The sequence below is a fragment of the Nonomuraea sp. NPDC049714 genome (assembly GCF_044465295.1).
Taxonomy (GTDB): Bacteria; Actinomycetota; Actinomycetes; order Streptosporangiales; family Streptosporangiaceae; genus Nonomuraea.
The window spans coordinates 198,446-218,371 of sequence record NZ_JBITLM010000005.1; the positions used below are offsets into that span (position 1 = coordinate 198,446).

The following is a 19,926-nucleotide window of genomic DNA, read 5'->3' on the forward strand; positions in this document are numbered from 1 at the left end:
CCAGTCGTTCACCGATGCCTAGCCGACCGACTTGACGAGCTCGTCGATCGCGTACGGCAGCGACAGCAGGGTGCCCTGCGACATGGCCGCGCCGATCGCCGGGCCCTCGCTGTCCAGCAGGTACGACACCTTGCCCTCCTTGACCGCGGACAGGTTGGCGAACAACTTGAACTTCTTCAGGGCGTCCTGGTCCGCCTTGTCGGCGATGACGAAGATGCGGTCGACGTCGACCAGGTCGATGCGCTCAGGCGACAGCACGGTGTAGAAGCTGCCGTCCGCGATCTCGTCGATGGCCGTCGTGCCCTTGAAGCCGATGCCCGTCACCATGCGTCCGCGAACGTCGGTGGTGGTGAACGGCGCGACCGAGTTCTTGTACCAGGACACCGCCACGGCGGTCTGGTCGGCGAACTCCGGGTGCGCCTCCTTGGCCGCGTCCAGCTTGTCCTGGATGCCCTGCACCAGCTCCTTGCCCTCGGCCTCCTTGCCGAGCGCCTTGGCGATGTGCACCGCGTTGTCCTGCCAGGGGGCGCTGAACGGCTCCTTCTCGGTCTTGGTACGGCCGACCGTCGGGGCGATCTGGGAGAGCTTGTCGTAGGCGGCCTGGTCGATCTCGGAGTAGACCGCGATGATCAGGTCCGGCCGCAGGGCGGCGATCTTCTCGTAGTTGGGACCGGAGTCCCCGTTGTTCATGATGACCTCGGGGCGGGTGTCGCCCCACTTGTCCTTCACCCAGGGCCACTGGGTGTTGATGTCGGGAGTCTTGCCCGGCGGGTTCGGGTACTGGTCGACCATGCCGACCGGCTTGATGCCGAAGGCCAGGATGTGCTGGTCGTCGGTGTAGCCGACGGAGACGACCCGCTCGGGCGCCTTGGTGATCTGCGTGGACCCGAACGCGTGCTCCACGGTGACCGGGAACGGGCCGCCCGTGGTGGCCCCGGTAGTGGCCGCGGTGGTGGCGCTCGGCTGCTCCGCCGGGCCGCTGCCGCATCCCGCGAGGAGGCCGACGCCGAGGGTCACGGCGGACAGGGCCACCGTTAACCGTCGCAAGGTAACTGTCGTTCGTTGGAGAAACATCCGGGAATCCCTTGCTTTCGCACTATCCGCTGCAAACCCTCATTACGGGCAGGGAAACCGTAACACGCCCAGATTAGGTTAGGCTAACCTTACTTTCATTGACCTGGACATGGGTACGTCCGATCGGCACGATGAGCGGCCTGTCGCTCACCGGGTCGTCGATCACCCTGGCCTGTAATCCGAACGCCTCGTGCAGCAGCTCGGAGGTGATCACGTCACGGGGGTGCCCCTGCGCCAGGATCGATCCCGACCTCATCACGATCAGGTTGTCGCTGTAGCGCGTGGCCAGGTTGAGGTCGTGCAGCACCATGACCACGGTGCACCCCGACTCGTGCAGGTCGTCCACCAGGTCGATCACGTCGATCGCGTGCGCCAGGTCCAGGTAGGTGGTCGGCTCGTCCAGCAACAGCAGGTCGGTGCCCTGGGCCAGGGTCATCGAGATCCAGACCCGCTGACGCTGCCCACCGGACAGCGCGTCGACCGGGCGGCCGGCCAGGTCGGAGACGCCGGTCATGGCCAGCGCGCGCTCCACGACGGCGGCGTCGTCCGACGACCACTGCCGCAGCCAGCTCTGGTGCGGATGGCGGCCCCTGGCGACCAGGTCGGCCACCGTCAGCCCCTCCGGGGCGATGGGGGCCTGCGGGAGCAGGCCGAGCTTCTTCGCCACGTCCCTGGTCTTCAGCTTGGCGATGTCCTCGCCGTCCAGCACGACCGTCCCCTTGGTCGGCTTGAGCAGCCGCGACAGGGCGCGCAGGAGGGTGGACTTACCGCAGCCGTTGGGGCCGATGATCGTGGTGATCACCCCCGGCGGGATCGTCACGTCGAGGTCGTCGAGGACGACCCGGCCGCCGTATCCGACGGTGACGCCCTCGGCTGACAGCCGCGAGGCGACCTCGGTGTTTCGCACGATCACAAGGCCCCACTTTGCTTAGGATAGCCTTACTTTACATCTCTTTCCTGAGGTTGGCTCGTACCAGAAGGTAGACGAGGAAGGGGCCGCCGATCGCGGCGGTGACCACGCCGACCGGGAGCGTGACCGGCAGTGCCGTACGCGCCACCAGGTCCGCGCCGATCAGCAGCAGCGCGCCCACCAGCCCGGAGGCCAGCAGCGGCGGCGTCGGGTACCGCGTCAGCCGCATCGCCACCTGCGGCGCCACCAACGCGACGAACGGGACCGGGCCCGCCGCGCTCACCGCCACGCCGGCCAGCAGCACCGCGCACAGCAGCAGGACGGCCCGCACCATCGAGTAACGGACCCCCAGCCCCGCCGCGACCTCGTCACCGAAGTGCATCGGCCTGAGGTGGAAGGCGACGTACGCCACGACGGCCATGAGGGCGAGCGTGCACCACAGCGCGATCCAGATCTCGCCCCACGACCGGTTGTCCAGCGAGCCGACCAGCCACGCCTGCGCCCGTGCCACGTCCCGGATGTCGGCCGTGACCAGCAGCCAGACGGTGATCGCCTCCATCACGGCGCTCACCGAGATGCCGATGAGGATGAGCCGGAGGCCGTCGATCCCGCGCCGCCAGGCCATGAAGTACACCAGCAGGCCCGTGCCGAGGCCGCCCGCGAGCGCCGCCGCGGACAGGCCCACGGAGCTGACGATCGCCGCGGCGGCCCCGCCCGACACTGTCACCAGGAACACCGCGACCGCGCTCGCTCCGCCGGTGATCCCCAGGATGTCCGGGCTGGCCAGCGGGTTGCGCGCGATGGACTGCGTGATCGCCCCGGACACCCCGAGCGCGATCCCCACGATGAGCCCGGCCAGGGCGCGCGGCATCCGCAGGTCCATGAGCACGAACTCGTCGACCCGCTCCCCCTGGCCGAAGATCGTGGCGATCACCTGGGGCAGGCCGATGGGGAAGTCCCCGACGCCGAGGGACACGCAGAACAGCAGAAAGCCCGCCGCCGTCATCAGCAGTGTGACGAACACCATCCAGGGCCGCCACACGAACGACGCCCGGCCGAGCCGCACACCCGGCGCCACAGTTCTCTCGTTCATGCCTTGCTGAACTTTCCGCGCCACACCAGCGCCGCGAAGAAGGGGGCGCCGACCAGAGCGACGACGATGCCCGCGTCCAGCTCTCCCGGCCGCACCACCACGCGCCCCACCATGTCACAACCCAGCAGGATCACCGCGCCGAGCAGGCCCGCGTACGGCACCAGCCAGCGATAGTCCGGCCCGGTGAGGTACCGCGCCACGTGCGCCACCATGAGCCCGAGAAAGGCGATGGGACCGCACGCCGCCGTGGTCGCGCCCGCGAGCAGGGTGATGGCGACGACCCCGATGGTCCGGGTCAGCGCGATGTTCACCCCCAGCCCACGGGCCACGTCGTCACCCAGGTTGAGCAGGTTGACGGCAGGCAGCGTGATCAGCGCCAGCACCAGCCCGGCCACGACGAACGCGACCACCGGCCAGATGACGTCGAACCCGACCCCGGCCACGGTGCCCGCGTTCCAGAACCGCAGCGCGTCCAGTGACGCCTGGTCCGTCAGCGCGACCGCCCTGGTCATCGCCGCCAGGAACACCGCGATCCCCTGCCCGGCCAGCACAAGCGTCAACGGGCTGCCCGCCCCCCGGCCGATGCTCGACAGCCCGAACACGATGACACCGGCGACCGCCGCCCCCAGAAAGGCGAACCAGACGTACTGGTACGGATTGGCGAGCCCGAACACGAGGATCACCATCACCACGGCGAACGAGGCGCCGGCGTTCAGCCCCAGCAGGCCCGTGTCGGCGATCGGGTTACGCGTGTACCCCTGGATCAGGGCCCCGCCGATGCCCAGGGCGATGCCCGCCACGATGGCGAGCACGGTCCGGGGTATCCGCACGGTTTGCACGATGAGTGTGATCTCGGTGAGCCGCTGGTCGGAGCCGGGGGTCGCGAACAACCCCTGCCACACCTCGGCGGGACTCAGCGCGCGTGCGCCGACGGCCAGCGACACCGCCGCCGCGACCACGAGGACCACGACCAGCGTGCTCAGCCCCGCGACCCGCCTCCCGCGGGCTTCTGTGATCCCGGGCGCGGGATGAATCTCCACAGTCGTGCCCATGTCGACGTACGTTATCTCTCTGATCCGCCTGCGTTGCATGGCCACCGGCCACCGGTGCGAGCGGCTGCCCGCGCTTAGGTAAAGCTATCCTTAGTCCGCTGACGATGGAGTAGGGACTGCGCATGGAGAACACCTTCGCCCGGTTCGGGCTTGCCGGTGAACCCGGCGCCGACGAGTTCTGGGCGGCGGCGGGGGCTCCCGCGTCGGTGCCCGCCGGCGACGGCTGGGTGACGCTGTTCCTGTGGCGCGGGTCCCCGGCGACGATCGACTTCGAGAGCTGGTCGGAGCCGGTCCCCCTGCGCCGGTGGGGCGACACGGACTGCTGGTACGCCGAGGTGGCCATGCCCGCGCGGCTGCGGGTGACGTACCAGATGCGCACCGAGGACGCGGTCCACGCCGACCCGCTCAACCCGGACGGCGCGGGCGGCGACCGGTCCATCGCCGCGACCCCGGACGCACCCGCGCAGCCGCACTGGCCCGCCGTCGGCCCTGCCGACGTCCTGCCTCTCCCACGGACCCGCCTGCGCTGGACCGGCGGCCGGCTCGGCGGGCGGCGCACCGTGCGGGTCCACCCGGCGGGCGGCGGCGGGCCGGTGGTCCTGCTGCTCGACGGGGACGACTGGCTGTACCTGCACCCGGCCATGACCGCGTTCGACGCGGCCGTCGCCCGTGGCGAGATGCCCGCCGTCACGCTCGTCTTCGTGCCCGTCCAGGCCAGGGAGGCCGAGTTCGGGTGCCGGCCCGAGCTGTGGGAGGCGATCCGGGACGAGCTGCTGCCGCTCGTCGCCGGGAGCGGCGTCCCCGCCGACCCGGACCGGCTGGTGGTCGCCGGGCAGAGCCTCGGCGGGCTGAGCGCGCTGTACGCGGCCCTGGAGTTCCCGGACCTGGTGTCGCACGTCGCCTGCCAGTCGGCGTCGTTCTGGTGGACGCCCGAGGCCGCGAGCCAGGCGGACCCCATGGGCGGCCCGGTCGGCGGCGCCGTCGCCGCGCGCCTGCGGGAGCGCCCCGACCTGTCCGGCCTGCGGGTCGCGTTCGACGTGGGCGAGCACGAGACGCGGATGCTGCCGCACTGCGAGCTGGTCGAGACTCTGACCGAACAGGCCGGGGCGACCGTGCGGGTCGCACGGTCGGCCTCCGGCCACGATCGAGCGGGCTGGCGGCACGCCCTGCTCAGGGACGTCGCCTGGGCGCTCGCCTAGCCGGGGGCGGTGCTCACCAGTCGTGGACGGTGCCGTCCTTGAGCCGGTTGAACGGCAGGTACGCCGGCTGGTACGGGAACCGCGCCGCGGCGTCCTCGTCGAGTTCCACGCCGAGCCCCGGCTTCTCACCGGGGTGCAGGTAGCCGTCGCTGAAGCTGAACGACTGCTGGAACACCTCGTCGGTCGACGGGCCGTGCTTCATGTACTCCTGGATGCCGAAGTTGTGGATCGCCAGGTCCAGGTGCAGGGCGGCGGCCATGCCGACCGGTGAGATGTCGGTCGGGCCGTGGATGCCGGATTTGATCTGGTACTGGGCGGCGAAGTCGAGCAGCTTCCGCATGGCCGTGATCCCCCCGGTGTGGGTGACGGCCGACCGGACGTAGTCGATGAGCTGCTCGCTGATCAGCGTCTGGTAGTCCCACACGGTGTTGAACACCTCGCCGATGGCCAGCGGGGTGGTGGTGTGCCGGCGGACCAGGCGCAGCGCCTCCTGGTTCTCGGCCGGCGTGCAGTCCTCCAGCCAGAACAGGTCGTACGGTTCCAGCGCCTTGCCGAGCTTGGCGGCCTGGATGGGCGTCATCCGATGATGGCCGTCGTGCAGCAGCGGCAGCTCGGGGCCGAACTCGCCCCGCACCGCCTCGAAGACGCCGGGCAGGTGACGCAGGTAGGCGCGGGTGTCCCAGTCCTCCTCGGCGGGCAGCGCGGTGCGCTGGGCCGGCTCGTAGTCGTACCGCTTGCCGTCGACGGCGGGCTGGGCGGCCACGCCGTACACCGCGTTGATGCCCGGGACGGAGGTCTGCACCCGGATCGAGCGGTACCCCATCTCCAGGTGCAGGCGGATCGAGTCGAACAGCTCCGGCAGGTCCCGGCCGGAGGCGTGCCCGTACGCCATGATCCCGGTCCGGGAGGCGCCGCCGAGCAGCTGGTAGAGCGGCAGCCCGGCGGCCTTGGCCTTGATGTCCCACAGCGCCACGTCCACGGCGGCGATGGCGGCCATGGTGACGGGTCCGCGCCGCCAGTAGGCCGAGCGGTAGAGGAACTGCCAGGTGTCCTCGATGCGGTGCGGATCCCGGCCGATGAGGAGCGGGACCACGTGGTCGGCCAGGTACGACGCGACCGCCAGCTCCCGCCCGTTCAGGGTGCCGTCCCCCAGCCCGGTGATCCCCTCGTCCGTCGTGATCTTGAGGGTGACGAAGTTGCGGTCGGGGCTGGTGACGATGACGTCCGCCGCGATGATCTTCACGCAGGTGCCTTTCTTACAGGTGGAAGCGGTGCGGTGCTCACCATTCCGCGAAGGAGCCGTCCGGGTGCCGCCAGATGGGCCCGCGCCAGGCGTGCCCGGCCTTGTCGGCGGCGCGGACCACCTGCTCGTCGACCTCGATGCCCAGGCCGGGCGCGGTGAGCCGCTCGATGTGCCCGTCCTTGAACGTCAACGGGGTCTTGTCGAGGAGGTAGTCGAGCACCTCGGCGCCCCGGTTGTAGTGGATGCCGATGCTCTGCTCCTGGATCAGGTAGTTCGGCGTGGCGAAGCCGACTTGCAGGCAGGCCGCGAGAGCGATCGGGCCGAGCGGGCAGTGCGGGGCGAGCTGCACGTCGTACACCTCGGCGAGCGCGGCGATCTTGCGTACCTCGGTGATGCCGCCCGCGTGCGAGAGGTCCGGCTGGGCGACGGCGATGCCGGCCTGCAGGACGGGCAGGAACTCCTGCCGGTTGTAGAGCCGCTCCCCCGTCGACACCGGGATGGTCGTCGAGCGGACGAACTCGCCGATGAGGTGCGAGTTCTCCGGGACGACCGGCTCTTCAAGGAACAGCGGCCGGTACGGCTCCAGCAGCGGCGCCACGCGGCGGGCGTTGGCCAGGGTGAAGCGCCCGTGCAGGTCGACGGCGACGTCACGGTCGTCGCCGAGCACCTCGCGGGCGGCGGCCACCCGGGCGACCACGCCGTTCAGCTCGGCGACCGTGGCGAGCGGGCTCATCCTGCCGGAGGCGTTCATCTTCACCGCGGTGAGCCCGGCCTCGACCTGGGCGGCGACGTGGTCGCGGATCTCGCCCGGCTCGTCGCCGCCGACCCAGCCGTACACCCTGATCCGGTCCCGGACCGGGCCACCGAGCAGCTGGTGCACCGGGGCGCCGAAGTGTTTGCCGGCGATGTCCCACAGGGCCTGGTCGAGGCCCGCCACGGCGCTCGCCAGGATCGGGCCGCCCCGGTAGAACGAGCCCTTGGTCAGCACCTGCCAGTGGTCCTCGACGCGCAGCGCGGGCCGGCCGATCAGCAGCTCGGCGAGCTGGCCGACGGCGGCGCGGACGGTCTCGGAGCGCCCCTCGCAGGTGGCCTCGCCCCAGCCGACGATCCCGGTGTCGGTCTCCACCCGGACGAAGAGCCAGCGGGGGGCGACCAGGAAGGTCTCGACGCGTGCGATGACCGGCATGCCGGTCAGCCCTTGGTGGCGCCGGCGGTGAGGCCGGAGACCACGTACTTCTGCACGAACAGGGCGATCAGCATGATCGGCACGGTCACCACGGTGGCCGCGGCCATCAGGCCGCCCCAGTCGATACTGGCGTAGCCGACGAAGTCGAAGATCGCCACCGGCAGGGTCTTGGTGTCGGCGTCGGAGAGCACCAGGGCGAACATGAAGTTGTTCCAGGAGAAGATGACGGACAGGATCCCGGCCGTGGCGATGCCCGGCACGGACAGCGGCAGCATGATGCGGCGGAACGCGCCGAGGTGGGTCGTCCCGTCGACCAGCGCCGCCTCCTCCAGCTCCGCCGGCACGCTGTCGAAGTAGCCCATCATGATGTAGACCACCAGCGGCAGCGCGACGAACATGTGGCTGAGGATCAGCACCCCGGAGCCGCCGACCATCTTCAGGTTGGCGAAGACGTAGTACCAGGGCACCAGCAGCGAGACGCCGGGGATGACCCGGGCCATCAGCACCACCAGGGCGGACTTCTTCATGTTGAACCGGCTCATCGAGTACGCGGCCGGCACGCCGAGGACCAGCGACGCCACGGTGGCGGCGACCGCTACCCACAGGCTGTTGACGATGAACTGGACGTAGTTCGCCTGCTGGAGCACCTTGAAGTAGTTGTCCGTGGTGGGCGAGAAGACCAGCGCCTTGCTCGTGTCGTAGATGTCGACATTGGTCTTGAACGACGCGGAGATCATCCAGAGCAGGGGCGCGAGCAGCGAGAGCACCACGACGGCGAGCGCCACGACCCGGAACACCCGGTACGCGGGACGGGACCTCATCGCTTTGCCTCCTTGCGCCGGGCGGTCAGGGCCCACATCGAGCCGATGATGATCAGGAAGAAGAGGATGAGGACGGTGGAGGAGACGCCGTACTCGTTGTAGTCGAAGCTGAGGCCGTAGGCGTACACGTTGAGGGTCTCCACCTCGTGGAACGAGCCGCCGCCGCGCCCCTTGGTGGCGTAGAGGATGTCGAAGGTCTTCAGCGCGTCGATGCCGCGCAGCAGGATCGCCACGGTCACGGTGGGCATCAGCAGCGGCAGGGTGACGTGCCGGAACCGCTGCCAGGTGCTGGCGCCGTCGATCCGCGCCGCCTCCTGCGGCTCATCCGACAGGGAGGTGAGCCCGGCGAGCAGGATCAGCACCACCATCGGCGTCCACTGCCACACGTCGATGAAGATCGTGGTCGGCAGGGCCGTGTGCTGGCCGGCGAGCCATGGCTGCGGCCCGATGCCGAACCAGCCGAGGATCTGGTTGGCCATGCCGATGTTCGGGTCGAAGATGAGCCGCCACATCATGCCGACCGCGACCGGGGTCGCGACGAGCGGCATCAGGATGGCGACCCGGACCCACTTCTGCCCCCTGAACGGCCGCCAGAGCAGCAGCGCGATCGCCATCCCGAGGACCAGCTCGAACAGCAGCGCGACGATGGTGAACGTCGCGGTCCGCCCCACGGCGGGCCAGAACCGGTCGACGTCCGAGAGGACGTCAAGGTAGTTCTGGAAGCCCACGAACTCGCTCTCCGCGCGGACGGATCCCTCGGTGTCGGTCAGGCTCAGGTAGCCGGTCCAGACCAACGGGAACACGATCAGCGCACTGACGAAGATCATCGCTGGTGCGGCGAGAAGCCACTTGCGGTGGGCGTTGGCCCAGCGCACCCAGCCGGGTGTCTCGGGGGCGGCGGGCGCGTTGCGCGGCGCCTTGGTGGTGGTGATCGTTGCCATGACGTTCTCCAGGGGTGGGCGGCACGCGGGTGGCGGGCACTCGGCCCGCCACCCGCGTGCGCCGCTTACTTGGCCTCGTCGTCCAGGAACTTCTGGAAGGCGGCGTTGGCCGCGTCAGCGGAGGCCGCCGCGTCCTTGCCGGTGATCGCGTCGACGATCGGCTGGCCGACGATCTCCCGGGACTCGGCGACCTGCACGACGACCGGCCGGTCATGACCCACGCCGCCCTTGGTGCTGGCCTCGATGGCCTCCACCATGTCCTTCGGGAAGGTCGAGGTGCCCTCTGGGTTGGCCCAGACGGAGCTGCGGGCGCCCGGCACGCCGGACTTCTGCTGGGCGAGCGTCTGGTCCTTGCCGGTGGCCCACTCGATGAACTTCCAGGCGTTGGCCTTGTTCTCCGAGCTGTCGTTGATCCCCAGCGCCCACGACGGGATGCTGTACGGCTTCGATCCGGCCGGACCCGCCGGGAACGGCGCGAAGCCGACCTGGTCGGAGACCTTGGACTTGGCCGGGTCGGTGGCGTTCTTGTAGAGCGAGTTGGCCTCGGTGTAGAAGGCGGCCTGGCCCTGGGTGAAGATGGCCATCGCCTCGGGCCAACCCATGTCGGTGCTGACGTTCGCCGGGCCGGAGTCCTTGATCAGCCCGCCGTAGTAGGCGTACGCCTGCTTGGCCGCGTCGCTGTTGACCGTGGACTTGCCGCTGCTGTCGACGAAGTCGCCGCCGAAGCTGTAGAGGAAGCTGGAGAACTGGGTGACCGCGGCCGACTTGCCGGTACGGGCGACGAATCCGGCGACGCCCGGCTCGGCCTCCTTGATCTTGGCGGCGGCGGCCTTCAGCTCGTCGAGGGTCTTCGGCGGCGCGTCCATGCCGGCCTTCTCGAGCAGGTCCTTGCGGTAGTAGAGGACCTCCTGCTCGGTGATGATCGGGACGCCGACGGGCTTGCCCTCGTACGTGGTGGCCTCCACCGGGCCGGCCTGGAAGTCGCTGAAGTTCCAGTCCTTGTTGGCCGACACCTGGTCCGACAGGTCGGCCAGGTACTTGTTCTTGGCGAAGAGCTTCCCCTCCTGCAAGGGGCGATACATCATCACGTCGATGTCGGACGAGCCGGCGTTCAGCTTGACGTTGTACTGGTCGGACAGCTGATCCTCGCCGAGCTGGGTGACCTCGATCTTGAGCCCGGTCTCCTTCTCGAAGGCGGGCAGGGCCTTCTTGACGTTCTCCGTCCACACATGGTTGGCCAGGGTGACCCGGACCGTGTTGGACGCTCCGCTGTCGTCACCGCCGCAGGCGGACAGGCTCATGGCGACAACCACGGCCAGAGACGCACCGACTATCGATCGACCTCGCACGTCATCTCTCCTCTCTGTCATGGTCGCCGCCCCCCGGAAGAGCGCCACACTCACTTAACGTCTGCTTAATGTGAGGATGCTAGAGCAATAAAGCTGACTTATTCAAGGTGAAGTCTTCACTGATATGCTCTTTGCCGTGACTCAGCCATCCCCAGGGGCCGCGCCCTCCCAGCACGCCCCTGTCGAGGCTGGGCTGCACGCGCGCGTCCTCGATCACCTAGGCACCGCCATCTGCAGCGGTGAGGTGGCCGCCGCCGCGGTCCTGAGCATCGACGACCTGGTCGACCTCTATCAGGTGTCCCGCTCGGTGATCCGCGAGGTGCTGCGGGTGCTGGCGTCCATGGGGCTCATCGAGACGCGGCGCCGGGTGGGGATCATGATCCAGCCCCCCGAGGCGTGGAGCGTCTTCGATCCGCAGGTGATCCGCTGGCGCCTCGCCTCGGAGGGGCGGATGGCGCAGATGCGCTCGATCACCGAGCTCCGGACGGCGATCGAGCCGCACGCCGCCTGGCTGGCCGCCCAGCGGATCGACGACGACGAGGCGAGCGAGCTGGTCGGGATAGCGGCCAAGATGTGGGCCGCCGGGAAGGCCGGCGACGAGGCGCGCTTCCTCACCCTGGACATCGACTTCCACCGGCGGATGCTGGTCGCCTCCGGTAACGAGATGTTCGCCAAACTGCAACTGATCGTCGCCGAGGTGCTCGCCGGCCGGCACCACTACCACCTGATGCCGCACTACCCCGACGAGCTGGCGTTACAGCTGCACACCGATGTGGCCCAGGCGATCCAGCGGCGCGACGGCGAGCGGGCCCGCAGGGCCATGGTGGGGATCATGGAGCAGGGGTTCGCCGAGATCAAGTCGATGTGGGAGCAGACCGCCGAGCCCGGCGGCGCGTGACCGCGCCGCCTCCTGGCTCACGGCTCGTAGTTGTCGTGGCGTAAGAAGAAGGCCGCGGCCTCCTCCTCGCCCAGTTCCCTGCCGGCGGCGAGTTCGGCCAGCGTCTCGAAGTACTCCTCGCGAGGCGCGCCGGGGGTGAACAGCAGCAGCATCGAGGCCGGCTCCCCCACGACGTTGCGGAAGCCGTGGACGCCGCCGGGCGGCACATGCAGGAAGTCCCCCTCCCGACCTTCGCGCCATCCCCGCCCGTCATACAGGCGTACGGTTCCGCGCAGCACGAAGAACGACTCGCTGATGGTCTTGTGGAAGTGCGGGCCCGGCCCGCTCTCATCGGGCCCGAAGTCCCAGCGATACAGGCCGTAGGCCCCCTGGGTGGTCCGTCCGGTGGCGAGGTAGTGGATGTCGCGGCCACCGTAGGACAGGTCCGGGGGCTGCGTGTGCGCCCGGAAGACCGCGCTGACCTCTCCGGTGTCGCCCTCGTAGCGGGGCGGCGGATACGACACGGGGTCTCCTCGGGTCAGTAACGGTTTCTCTCGGAGTCCAGGGCGAGGTCCGCGTCGATCTTCTCCGCGGACACGTCCTTGAGGCCCAGGTGGTCCTTGGCGATCCGGCCGAGCGTCGGCAGGCTGCCGCGGTCCGGCCAGGTCCCGGGCTGCCACAGCGACGAGCGCAGGAACGCCTTCGCGCAGTGCATGTAGAGCTCTTCGACGTCGATGAGGACCGCCAGCCGCGGCCGCTTGCCCTGGACCGTCAGGTCGTCGAAGAACGGCGCGTCCGACACGAGCGTCGCGCGCCCGTTCACCCGCAGGGTCTCGTTCATCCCCGGCACGAGGAACAGCAGGCCGACGCCGGGATTGCGAAGCATGTTGCGGAAGCTGTCGAGCCGGTGGTTGCCGGGCCGGTCGGCGAACACCAGCCGGTGGTCGTCCAGGACCAGCACCGACCCGGCGGGGTCGCCCCGGGGCGAGACGTCGCAGGTGCCGTCCGGGTTCGAGGTCGCCAGCAGCATGAACGGCGAGTGGGCGATGATCGTGCGCGCGTGCTCGTCGATCCGGCCGATGTCCTTGTCCCAGATGCCCTGCGACGGCTCCTTGACGATCTCCCGGAGCTCGGCCTCGGTCGTCACCGTACGGATCTCAGAATGGTTCACCACCCGAAAATACCGGCAAACCCCCCGCCAGGGCACGACCGAGGCAGTACTAGGGTCTGGGAATGCCCCTCGTGTCGCGCCGTACCGAGTCTTCACCCTCATGACCAGGGAGACCCGCACGTTGCCCGCCCTCGCGGCGGGGCCGGACGAGACGCCGTTCGTGATCCTGAGCTGGAGCGAGGTCATCGCCCGCGACACCACCTGGAACGAGCACTCCCACGGGTTCCACGAGCTGCTCTGGAACGAGCGGGGCGCGTCCACGGCCGTGGTCGGGGCGCAGGTCTGGACCGTCACCCCCGCCCTGGGCCTGTGGATGCCCGCGGGCACGCTGCACTCCGGCTCGGCGATCGCCGGCACCTGGTGCCGGGCCAGCTTCTTCGGTTACGGCACCACGACCTCGATCTCCGCCACGCCCGTCGGCGTCGAGATCACCCCGCTGCTCCGGCTGCTGCTGGAGCGGCTCGGCGACACGAGCCTGTCCTCGTACTCGCGGGTGGTGACCGAGGCGATGGTGCTGGACGTGCTCACCCCCTCCTCCCGCGAGCTGCTCCTGCACATGCCCACCTCCGACCTGCTGCGCCCGATCGCGGACGCGGTCCGCGACGATCCGGGTGATCAGCGCCGGCTGGCGGACTGGGCGGCCCACCTCGGCGTGAGCGCCCGTACGATCACCCGCGCCTTCAACGCCGAGACGGGCACCAGCTTCGCGCGCTGGGTCGCGGCGGTGCGCGCCCAGCACGCGGTCGCGCTGCTCACCCGGGGCTGGGAGGTCGACGTGGTGGCCGAGGAGGTCGGCTACCGGTCGGCGAGCGCGTTCGGCGCGGCCTTCCGACGGACGACCGGGATGACCCCGGGGGCGTTCCGGGCTCGGTGAGGTTCCCGGTGAATGTCCCGATCTCGACAGTGGATGTCTCAAAGCGATGATTGCGACAACTCGTCCATTTCTCCTAAAGTGCAGCAAAGGCAAGCCTTACCTAACCAGGTCGGGGGCTTGTGGCATACGGCCGGCACCGTCGCAATCGTTGAAAGTGGAGTACGGATGAAGCGTCCACACAGCCTTCGCATCCTGACCGTGGCGGCCGCCCTGCTGGCCGTCGCGGGCTGCGGTGGCACGTCGGAGACCAAGAGCGAGAGCGCGAGCGCCACGAGCACCGCCACCACCACCAGCAGCAGCGCGGGCGCCTTCCCCCTGACGATCGAGCACGCGCTGGGCACGACCACCATCCCGGCGAAGCCGCAGCGGGTGGCCACGGTCAACTGGGCCAACCACGAGGCGCCGCTGGCCCTGGGCGTCGTCCCGGTCGGCATGGCCGCCGCGAACTTCGGTGACGACGACGGCGACGGCCTCCTGCCCTGGGTGGAGGAGAGGCTGACGGAGCTCAAGGCCGAGACGCCCGTGCTGTTCGACGAGACCGACGGCATCGACTTCGAGGCCGTCGCCGACACGAAGCCGGACGTGATCCTGGCCGCCTACTCGGGCCTGACCCAGCAGGACTACGACACCCTGAGCGACATCGCTCCCGTGGTGGCCTACCCGAAGGCCGCGTGGGCCACCCCGTGGCGCGAGATCATCCGGCTGAACAGCAAGGCCATCGGCATGGCCGCCGAGGGCGACAAGCTCATCGCCGGCATCGACGGCGACATCAGCACGGTCGTCGCGAAGTACCCGCAGCTCAAGGGCAAGTCGATCATGTTCATGACGCACGTCGACCCCAACGACGTGAGCCAGATCGGCTTCTACACCACGCATGACACCCGCACGCTGTTCTTCGAGGACCTCGGGCTGACGATCCCGGGCAGCATCACCGAGGCGTCCAAGGGCACGGACAAGTTCTCCCTGACCCGGAGCGCGGAGCAGATCGACCTGTTCGACGACGTCGACATCATCACCGGGTACGGCGACGAGAAGGGCGAGCTGCTCGCCAAGATCAGCAAGGACCCGCTGCTGTCGAAGATCCTCGCCGTCAAGCGTGGCTCGGTGTACCTGCTGCCCGACAGCAAGCCGCTCGGCACCGCCGCGAACCCGACCCCCCTGTCGATCTCGTGGGTGCTGGAGGACTACGTCAAGGCGCTCGCCGAGGCCGCGGACAAGGTCAAGTGACCCTGCCCGAAACCGCGGTCGGCACCGACCGCCTGCCGGACGCCGCCATCGTGCGGCGTCCGGCGCGCGTCCGGGTCCTGTGGCTGCTCGTCGTGCTGGCGGTCCTGGCCGTGCTCATGGTGGCCTCCGTCGCCCTCGGCTCGCGCGATGTCGCCTGGGCCGACGTCTGGGCCGCCCTCGGCGGCGCGGACGGCTCACTCGAACAGGCGGCGGTCACCAAGCGGATCCCGCGCACCCTGCTCGCGGTGCTGATCGGCGCCGCACTCGGCCTCTCCGGCGGCGTCATGCAGGGCGTGACCCGCAACCCGCTGGCCGACCCGGGGATCCTGGGCGTCAACATGGGCGCGTCGCTCTCCGTCGTCACCGCCGTCGCGTTCTTCGGCCTCACCTCGCCCACCGGGTACATCTGGGTCGCGATGACGGGGGCCGCCGCCTCGGCCGTGTTCGTGTACGCCATCGGGTCCCTCGGGCGGGGCGGCGCCACCCCCCTCAAGCTCGCCCTCGCCGGCGCCGTCACGTCGGCGGCCTTCGCGTCCCTCGTCAGCGCCGTCGTCCTGCCCCGCAACGACATCGCCGGCAGCTTCCGGCTCTGGCAGATCGGCGGGGTCGGCGGCGCGTCGTACGAGCGTATCGGGCAGGTCCTGCCGTTCATCGCCGTCGGCTTCGTCGTGTGCCTGCTGTCCGCGCGCGCGTTGAACTCGCTCGCCCTTGGCGACGAGCTCGCGGCCGGGCTCGGCGAGCGCGTGGCCGTGATCCGGGCCACGGCCGCGCTCGGCGCGGTCGTGCTGTGCGGCGCGGCGACGGCCGTCGCCGGGCCGATCGGCTTCGTCGGGCTCGTAGTCCCACACGCGTGCCGCCTGCTGGTCGGTGTGGACCACCGCTGGCTGCTGCCGTTCTCCGCCCTGGTCGGCGGGGCGCTGCTCACCGCCTCCGACGTGGTCGGCCGCATGGTGGCGCGCCCTGAGGACCTCGAGGTGGGCATCGTGACGGCCCTGATCGGCGCGCCCTTCTTCATCCACATCGTCCGTCGGCAAAAGGTGCGTGACCTGTGAGTAGGGACAGCGAGCAGGGCGGACAGGTGGGTGTCGCCGTGCGGCCGTCCGTCGTGCAGGCCGTCGCCCGCAGCCGCCGCCGGCGTGCCTCCCGGCGCGGCCTCATCATCCTGGTGCTGGCGGTGCTCGCCGTCGCCGCGTTCGCCGTGACGCTGATGGCCGGGCAGACGTTCTACCCGCCGCGCGACGTGCTCCGGGTCATCCTCGGCGAGCAGGTCCCGGGAGCTTCCTTCACCGTGGGGCGGCTCCGGCTGCCGCGTGCCGTCCTCGCCGTGGTCGCGGGCTTCAGCTTCGGCCTGGCCGGTGTCACCTTCCAGACGATGCTCCGCAACCCGCTGGCCAGCCCCGACATCATCGGCATCAGCTCGGGGGCGAGCACCGCGGCCGCCATCGCGATCGTGTCGCTGTCGCTCGGCGGGACCCAGGTGTCGGTCTTCGCCATCGTCTCCGCCCTCGTCGTCGCCATGCTGGTGTACACCCTGGCGTTCCGGGACGGCGTCGCCGGCACGCGGCTCATCCTGATCGGCATCGGGATCGCCGCGATCCTGGACAGCATCACCTCCTACGTCCTGTCCAGGGCCGCCGAATGGGACCTGCAGGAGGCCATGCGCTGGCTGACCGGCAGCCTGAACGGCGCCGCGTGGGAGCAGGTCCTACCCGCTCTCGTCGCGCTGGTCGTCCTCACCCCCGTCCTGCTGTCGCGGGCGCGGGACCTGTCGGCGATGCAGCTCGGCGACGACACCGCCTCGGCGCTCGGGGTCCGCGTCGAGCGCACCCGCATCACGGTGATCGTCGCCGCCGTGGGCCTGATCGCCTTCGCCACGGCGGCGGCCGGGCCGATCGCGTTCGTGGCGTTCCTGTCCGGCCCGATCGCGGCCCGGCTGGTCGGCGCCGGCGGCTCGCTGCTCGTGCCCGCCGGGCTCGTCGGCGCCCTCCTGGTCCTCGTCGCCGACTTCGCCGGCCAGTTCGCGTTCGACGCCCGCTTCCCGGTCGGCGTCATCACCGGCGTCCTCGGCGCGCCGTACCTCGTCTATCTGATCATTCGTACGCATCGAGCCGGAGGGTCGCTATGACCACGTCCCACTCCCTCGTGACCGAGCGGCTCACGCTCGGCTACGGTGACCGCGTGGTCGTCGAGTCGCTCGACCTGGTCGTGCCGCCCGGCGAGATCACGGTCATCGTCGGCGCGAACGCGTGCGGGAAGTCGACGCTCCTGCGCTCGCTGTCCCGGCTGCTCACCCCCCGCGAGGGCCGGGTCGTGCTGGACGGCAAGGAGGTGCACCGGATGCCCGCCAAGAAACTGGCCCGCACGCTCGGACTCCTCCCTCAGTCGCCGGTCGCGCCCGAGGGCATCACCGTGCTGGACCTCGTCGGCCGGGGCCGCCACCCCCACCAGAAGCTGTTCTCCCGGTGGAGCGAGCAGGACGACGTCGCGGTGGCGGCCGCCCTGGAGGCCACGCAGACGACGAATCTCGCCGCCCGCGCCGTCGACGAGCTGTCCGGCGGCCAGCGCCAGCGGGTCTGGATCGCCATGGCGCTGGCCCAGCAGACCGACCTGCTCTTCCTCGACGAGCCCACCACCTTCCTGGACGCCGCCCACCAGGTGGAGGTCCTCGACCTGCTGACCGACCTGAACCGCAGCCGCGGCACCACCATCGTGATGGTCCTGCACGACCTCAACCTCGCCGCCCGCTACGCCGACCACCTCATCGCCATCGCCGACGGCCGCTGCCACGCCGCGGGCCCCCCGGCCGAGGTCCTCACCGAGGAGAGCGTCCGCACCGTCTTCGGCCTCGACAGCCGCATCATCGAGGACCCCGTCTCCGGCCGCCCCCTGATGCTCCCCATCGGCCGTCACCACATCCGGCCGCAGGTCGCCTCGTCCCCGGATAGTGGCAAGGCTCGGTAACTCCGCGTTTGTCTCCCCGACGCCGAGGCCAGGACTGCGAGCAGGACGGCTCATCCACCGGGGGGACAACGCATGCGGTCGTCGGGCCCCATCCAGGCGGACCGCGCGGTCGCCACGACGGGCGGCCCCCTGTCCGGCAGGCGGGCGCCGAAGATCCAACTGCGACACGGCGAGGGCGACAAACACCACCTGACCAGCCTGCAGGGGCTGGTCGCGCTGTCCCTGGACGCACTCAGCTCCGTCGCCTACGGCCCCGAGGCGATCGCCCTCGTCCTGGTCGCCGCCGGGAGCGCCGCCGTCGGCCACACCCTGCCGATCACGCTCGCCATCGCCGCGCTGCTCATCCTGCTGGTGATCTCCTACTGCCAGGTGATCGCCGCCTATCCGGACGGCGGCGGCTCCTACGCCGTGGCCAAGCAGAGCCTCGGCCCGAAGGTCAGCCTCCTGGCCGCCGCCGCGCTCGTCGTGGACTACGTGCTCACCGTGGCGGTCAGCCTCGCGGCGGGCGCCGCGAGCCTGGCCTCCGCCTTTCCCGCCCTCGGCCCGCACTTGCTGGGGGCCTGCCTGGTGGGACTGGCCGTGCTCACCGCGCTGAACCTGTACGGCATCGCCGACAGCGCGCGGGTGCTGGCGTTGCCGACCCTGCTGTTCATCGTGAGCATCGTGGGCATCGTCGTCGCCGGGCTGGCCCGAGGCCACCCGGCGGCGGTGGTCGGGACGGCCATGCCGCTGCCGGGCTACGAGGCGCTCAGCGTCCTGCTGATCCTCAAGGCGTTCTCGTCCGGCTGCTCGGCGCTGACCGGGGTGGAGGCCATCGCCAACGGCGTGCCGATGTTCCGCGAGCCGAGGGTCCGCCACGCCCAGCGAACCGAGCTGATGCTGGGCCTGCTGCTGGGGACGATGCTGGTGGGGATAGCCCTGCTGATCCGGCGCGACGACGTGGTCCCCCGGGCGAACGTCACCATCCTCGCCCAGCTCACCGCCGGCGCCTACGGCACGGGCTGGCTCTACTACGCGGCCAACATCATCGTCACCTTCGCGCTCGGGCTGGCCGCGAACACCAGCTTCGGTGGTCTGCCGGTGCTGATGAGCCTGCTGGCCAAGGACCATCGGCTGCCCCACCTGTTCGCACTGCGCTCCGAACGGCCCGTCCACCGTTACGGCGTCGTCGCGGTGGCCGTCCTGGCCGCCGCGCTGCTGATCGCGGTCGACGCGGAGACCCATCGGCTGATCCCCCTGTTCGCCATCGGGGTGTTCACCGGGTTCACCATCGCCCAGGCCGGGCTCGTCCGGCACTGGGTGCGGCTGCGCCCGCCGAAGTGGGCGGGCAAGGCGCTGCTGAACGGCGTCGGCGCGGCGGCCACGACGGTGGCCACGCTGGTGCTGCTCACCACGAAGTTCACCGAGGGCGCGTGGGTGATCCTCGTCGCGATTCCGCTGCTGATCCTGCTGTTCACCTGGGTAGAGGGTTACTACGCCAAGGTCGGCGGCGCGCTCGGGCTGGGGCGGCCCCAGCCGGTGCCGCGCAGCCCCGACCCGGCCGCGCGGCTGGTCATCGTGCCGCTCAGCCCGGCCACCGCGATCAGCGCCCTGTCCGAACGGGCGATCAGCGCGGCGCTGGCCATCGGCGGCGAGGTGACCGCCGTCATCGTGTCCGACGCCCCCGGGGAACTCGACGGCCTGCGCGCCGAATGGGACCGGTGGACGCCGGGGGTCGGCCTGAAGGTGCTGGACGGTCCCAGCCACACGGTGGTCCGCCCGATCGTCGAGTACGTCCGGCGCCAGGAGGCGGACGGCAGGTGGATCGCCGCGGTCATCCCCGGGGTCCAGCCGCCCCATCCCCGCTACCGGGTCCTGCACACGCAGCGGGACCTGCTCCTGGCCGCCGCCCTGCGTGACCACACGGACGCGGTGGTGTGCTTCCTGCCGTTCCGGATCCCGGACTGAG

At 70.4% G+C, this 19,926-nt stretch carries 19 protein-coding genes; 8 read left to right on the forward strand and 11 right to left on the reverse strand.

Going from position 1 to position 19,926, the window contains the following annotated elements:
* Positions 1 to 18: 18 nt before the first annotated feature.
* The 4 genes from ACIBQX_RS21650 to ACIBQX_RS21665 form a co-directional block, all read right to left on the reverse strand.
* Positions 19 to 1,047 carry an iron-siderophore ABC transporter substrate-binding protein gene (locus ACIBQX_RS21650; protein ID WP_397007124.1) on the reverse strand — a complete coding sequence of 343 codons (1,029 nt, stop codon included), beginning with the start codon at positions 1,045 to 1,047 and terminating at the stop codon, positions 19 to 21.
* 100 nt (positions 1,048 to 1,147) lie between these two features.
* On the reverse strand, positions 1,148 to 1,981 hold the full coding sequence (locus ACIBQX_RS21655) for an ABC transporter ATP-binding protein (protein ID WP_397007832.1): 834 nt from the start codon (positions 1,979 to 1,981) through the stop codon (positions 1,148 to 1,150).
* Positions 1,982 to 2,018: 37 nt separating this feature from the next.
* Positions 2,019 to 3,077 (reverse strand): FecCD family ABC transporter permease, encoded by a 1,059-nt coding sequence (locus ACIBQX_RS21660; RefSeq protein ID WP_397007126.1) that lies wholly within the window; start codon positions 3,075 to 3,077, stop codon positions 2,019 to 2,021.
* Positions 3,074 to 4,129, reverse strand: coding sequence for a FecCD family ABC transporter permease (locus tag ACIBQX_RS21665; protein WP_397007128.1), 1,056 nt, complete (start codon positions 4,127 to 4,129; stop codon positions 3,074 to 3,076). The genes ACIBQX_RS21660 and ACIBQX_RS21665 overlap by 4 nt, the downstream gene beginning before the upstream one ends.
* Positions 4,130 to 4,251: 122 nt before the next feature.
* Between ACIBQX_RS21665 and ACIBQX_RS21670 the strand changes: the two genes are divergently transcribed.
* A complete protein-coding gene (locus ACIBQX_RS21670; RefSeq protein WP_397007130.1) occupies positions 4,252 to 5,328 on the forward strand; it encodes an alpha/beta hydrolase-fold protein in 1,077 nt (358 codons plus the stop codon).
* Between the two features lie 13 nt (positions 5,329 to 5,341).
* On the opposite strand, the gene manD is transcribed toward ACIBQX_RS21670, so the two are convergent.
* The 5 genes from manD to ACIBQX_RS21695 all read right to left on the reverse strand — a co-directional run bounded on the left by manD (position 5,342) and on the right by ACIBQX_RS21695 (position 10,820).
* Positions 5,342 to 6,571, reverse strand: coding sequence for a D-mannonate dehydratase ManD (gene manD / locus ACIBQX_RS21675; protein WP_397007132.1), 1,230 nt, complete (start codon positions 6,569 to 6,571; stop codon positions 5,342 to 5,344).
* 37 nt (positions 6,572 to 6,608) lie between these two features.
* Positions 6,609 to 7,757, reverse strand: a complete 1,149-nt coding sequence (gene dgoD, locus ACIBQX_RS21680; protein WP_397007134.1) for a galactonate dehydratase — start codon at positions 7,755 to 7,757, stop codon at positions 6,609 to 6,611.
* 5 nt (positions 7,758 to 7,762) lie between these two features.
* Positions 7,763 to 8,578 (reverse strand): carbohydrate ABC transporter permease, encoded by an 816-nt coding sequence (locus ACIBQX_RS21685; RefSeq protein WP_397007136.1) that lies wholly within the window; start codon positions 8,576 to 8,578, stop codon positions 7,763 to 7,765.
* Complete coding sequence (locus tag ACIBQX_RS21690) at positions 8,575 to 9,519, reverse strand: carbohydrate ABC transporter permease (protein WP_397007138.1); 945 nt, start codon at positions 9,517 to 9,519, stop codon at positions 8,575 to 8,577. The genes ACIBQX_RS21685 and ACIBQX_RS21690 overlap by 4 nt, the downstream gene beginning before the upstream one ends.
* Positions 9,520 to 9,584: 65 nt before the next feature.
* Complete coding sequence (locus tag ACIBQX_RS21695) at positions 9,585 to 10,820, reverse strand: ABC transporter substrate-binding protein (RefSeq protein ID WP_397007140.1); 1,236 nt, start codon at positions 10,818 to 10,820, stop codon at positions 9,585 to 9,587.
* 184 nt (positions 10,821 to 11,004) lie between these two features.
* Between ACIBQX_RS21695 and ACIBQX_RS21700 the strand changes: the two genes are divergently transcribed.
* Complete coding sequence (locus ACIBQX_RS21700) at positions 11,005 to 11,766, forward strand: FadR/GntR family transcriptional regulator (RefSeq protein ID WP_397007142.1); 762 nt, start codon at positions 11,005 to 11,007, stop codon at positions 11,764 to 11,766.
* Between the two features lie 17 nt (positions 11,767 to 11,783).
* On the opposite strand, the gene ACIBQX_RS21705 is transcribed toward ACIBQX_RS21700, so the two are convergent.
* On the reverse strand, positions 11,784 to 12,269 hold the full coding sequence (locus ACIBQX_RS21705) for a cupin domain-containing protein (RefSeq protein WP_397007144.1): 486 nt from the start codon (positions 12,267 to 12,269) through the stop codon (positions 11,784 to 11,786).
* Positions 12,270 to 12,283: 14 nt separating this feature from the next.
* Positions 12,284 to 12,916, reverse strand: coding sequence for a pyridoxamine 5'-phosphate oxidase family protein (locus ACIBQX_RS21710; RefSeq protein ID WP_397007146.1), 633 nt, complete (start codon positions 12,914 to 12,916; stop codon positions 12,284 to 12,286).
* A gap of 100 nt (positions 12,917 to 13,016) precedes the next feature.
* On the opposite strand from ACIBQX_RS21710, the gene ACIBQX_RS21715 reads away from it, so the two are divergent.
* The 6 genes from ACIBQX_RS21715 to ACIBQX_RS21740 all read left to right on the forward strand — a co-directional run bounded on the left by ACIBQX_RS21715 (position 13,017) and on the right by ACIBQX_RS21740 (position 19,925).
* Complete coding sequence (locus tag ACIBQX_RS21715) at positions 13,017 to 13,790, forward strand: AraC family transcriptional regulator (RefSeq protein WP_397007148.1); 774 nt, start codon at positions 13,017 to 13,019, stop codon at positions 13,788 to 13,790.
* A 165-nt stretch (positions 13,791 to 13,955) separates the two neighbouring features.
* Positions 13,956 to 15,017, forward strand: a complete 1,062-nt coding sequence (locus tag ACIBQX_RS21720; RefSeq protein ID WP_397007150.1) for an iron-siderophore ABC transporter substrate-binding protein — start codon at positions 13,956 to 13,958, stop codon at positions 15,015 to 15,017.
* Positions 15,014 to 16,069: a FecCD family ABC transporter permease gene (locus ACIBQX_RS21725; protein WP_397007152.1), complete on the forward strand. Its 1,056-nt coding sequence runs from the start codon at positions 15,014 to 15,016 to the stop codon at positions 16,067 to 16,069. The genes ACIBQX_RS21720 and ACIBQX_RS21725 overlap by 4 nt, the downstream gene beginning before the upstream one ends.
* Positions 16,066 to 17,142: a FecCD family ABC transporter permease gene (locus ACIBQX_RS21730; RefSeq protein ID WP_397007153.1), complete on the forward strand. Its 1,077-nt coding sequence runs from the start codon at positions 16,066 to 16,068 to the stop codon at positions 17,140 to 17,142. Before ACIBQX_RS21725 ends, ACIBQX_RS21730 begins: the two co-directional genes overlap by 4 nt.
* Entirely contained in the window at positions 17,139 to 17,978 is an 840-nt protein-coding gene (locus ACIBQX_RS21735; protein WP_397007154.1) for an ABC transporter ATP-binding protein, read from the forward strand. The genes ACIBQX_RS21730 and ACIBQX_RS21735 overlap by 4 nt, the downstream gene beginning before the upstream one ends.
* A gap of 72 nt (positions 17,979 to 18,050) precedes the next feature.
* Positions 18,051 to 19,925, forward strand: coding sequence for an APC family permease (locus ACIBQX_RS21740; protein ID WP_397007155.1), 1,875 nt, complete (start codon positions 18,051 to 18,053; stop codon positions 19,923 to 19,925).
* Position 19,926: the final 1 nt, after the last annotated feature.

Excerpts from the sequence above, each read along its gene's own strand:
- ACIBQX_RS21660 (WP_397007126.1), bottom strand. The coding sequence starts at position 3,077 with ATGAACGAGAGAACTGTGGCGCCGGGTGTGCGGCTCGGCCGGGCGTCG.
- ACIBQX_RS21665 (WP_397007128.1), bottom strand. The coding sequence starts at position 4,129 with ATGGGCACGACTGTGGAGATTCATCCCGCGCCCGGGATCACAGAAGCC.
- ACIBQX_RS21670 (WP_397007130.1), top strand. The coding sequence starts at position 4,252 with ATGGAGAACACCTTCGCCCGGTTCGGGCTTGCCGGTGAACCCGGCGCC.
- dgoD (WP_397007134.1), bottom strand. The coding sequence starts at position 7,757 with ATGCCGGTCATCGCACGCGTCGAGACCTTCCTGGTCGCCCCCCGCTGG.
- ACIBQX_RS21685 (WP_397007136.1), bottom strand. The coding sequence starts at position 8,578 with ATGAGGTCCCGTCCCGCGTACCGGGTGTTCCGGGTCGTGGCGCTCGCC.
- ACIBQX_RS21690 (WP_397007138.1), bottom strand. The coding sequence starts at position 9,519 with ATGGCAACGATCACCACCACCAAGGCGCCGCGCAACGCGCCCGCCGCC.
- ACIBQX_RS21695 (WP_397007140.1), bottom strand. The coding sequence starts at position 10,820 with ATGAGCCTGTCCGCCTGCGGCGGTGACGACAGCGGAGCGTCCAACACG.
- ACIBQX_RS21715 (WP_397007148.1), top strand. The coding sequence starts at position 13,017 with ATGACCAGGGAGACCCGCACGTTGCCCGCCCTCGCGGCGGGGCCGGAC.
- ACIBQX_RS21720 (WP_397007150.1), top strand. The coding sequence starts at position 13,956 with ATGAAGCGTCCACACAGCCTTCGCATCCTGACCGTGGCGGCCGCCCTG.
- ACIBQX_RS21735 (WP_397007154.1), top strand. The coding sequence starts at position 17,139 with ATGACCACGTCCCACTCCCTCGTGACCGAGCGGCTCACGCTCGGCTAC.
- ACIBQX_RS21740 (WP_397007155.1), top strand. The coding sequence starts at position 18,051 with ATGCGGTCGTCGGGCCCCATCCAGGCGGACCGCGCGGTCGCCACGACG.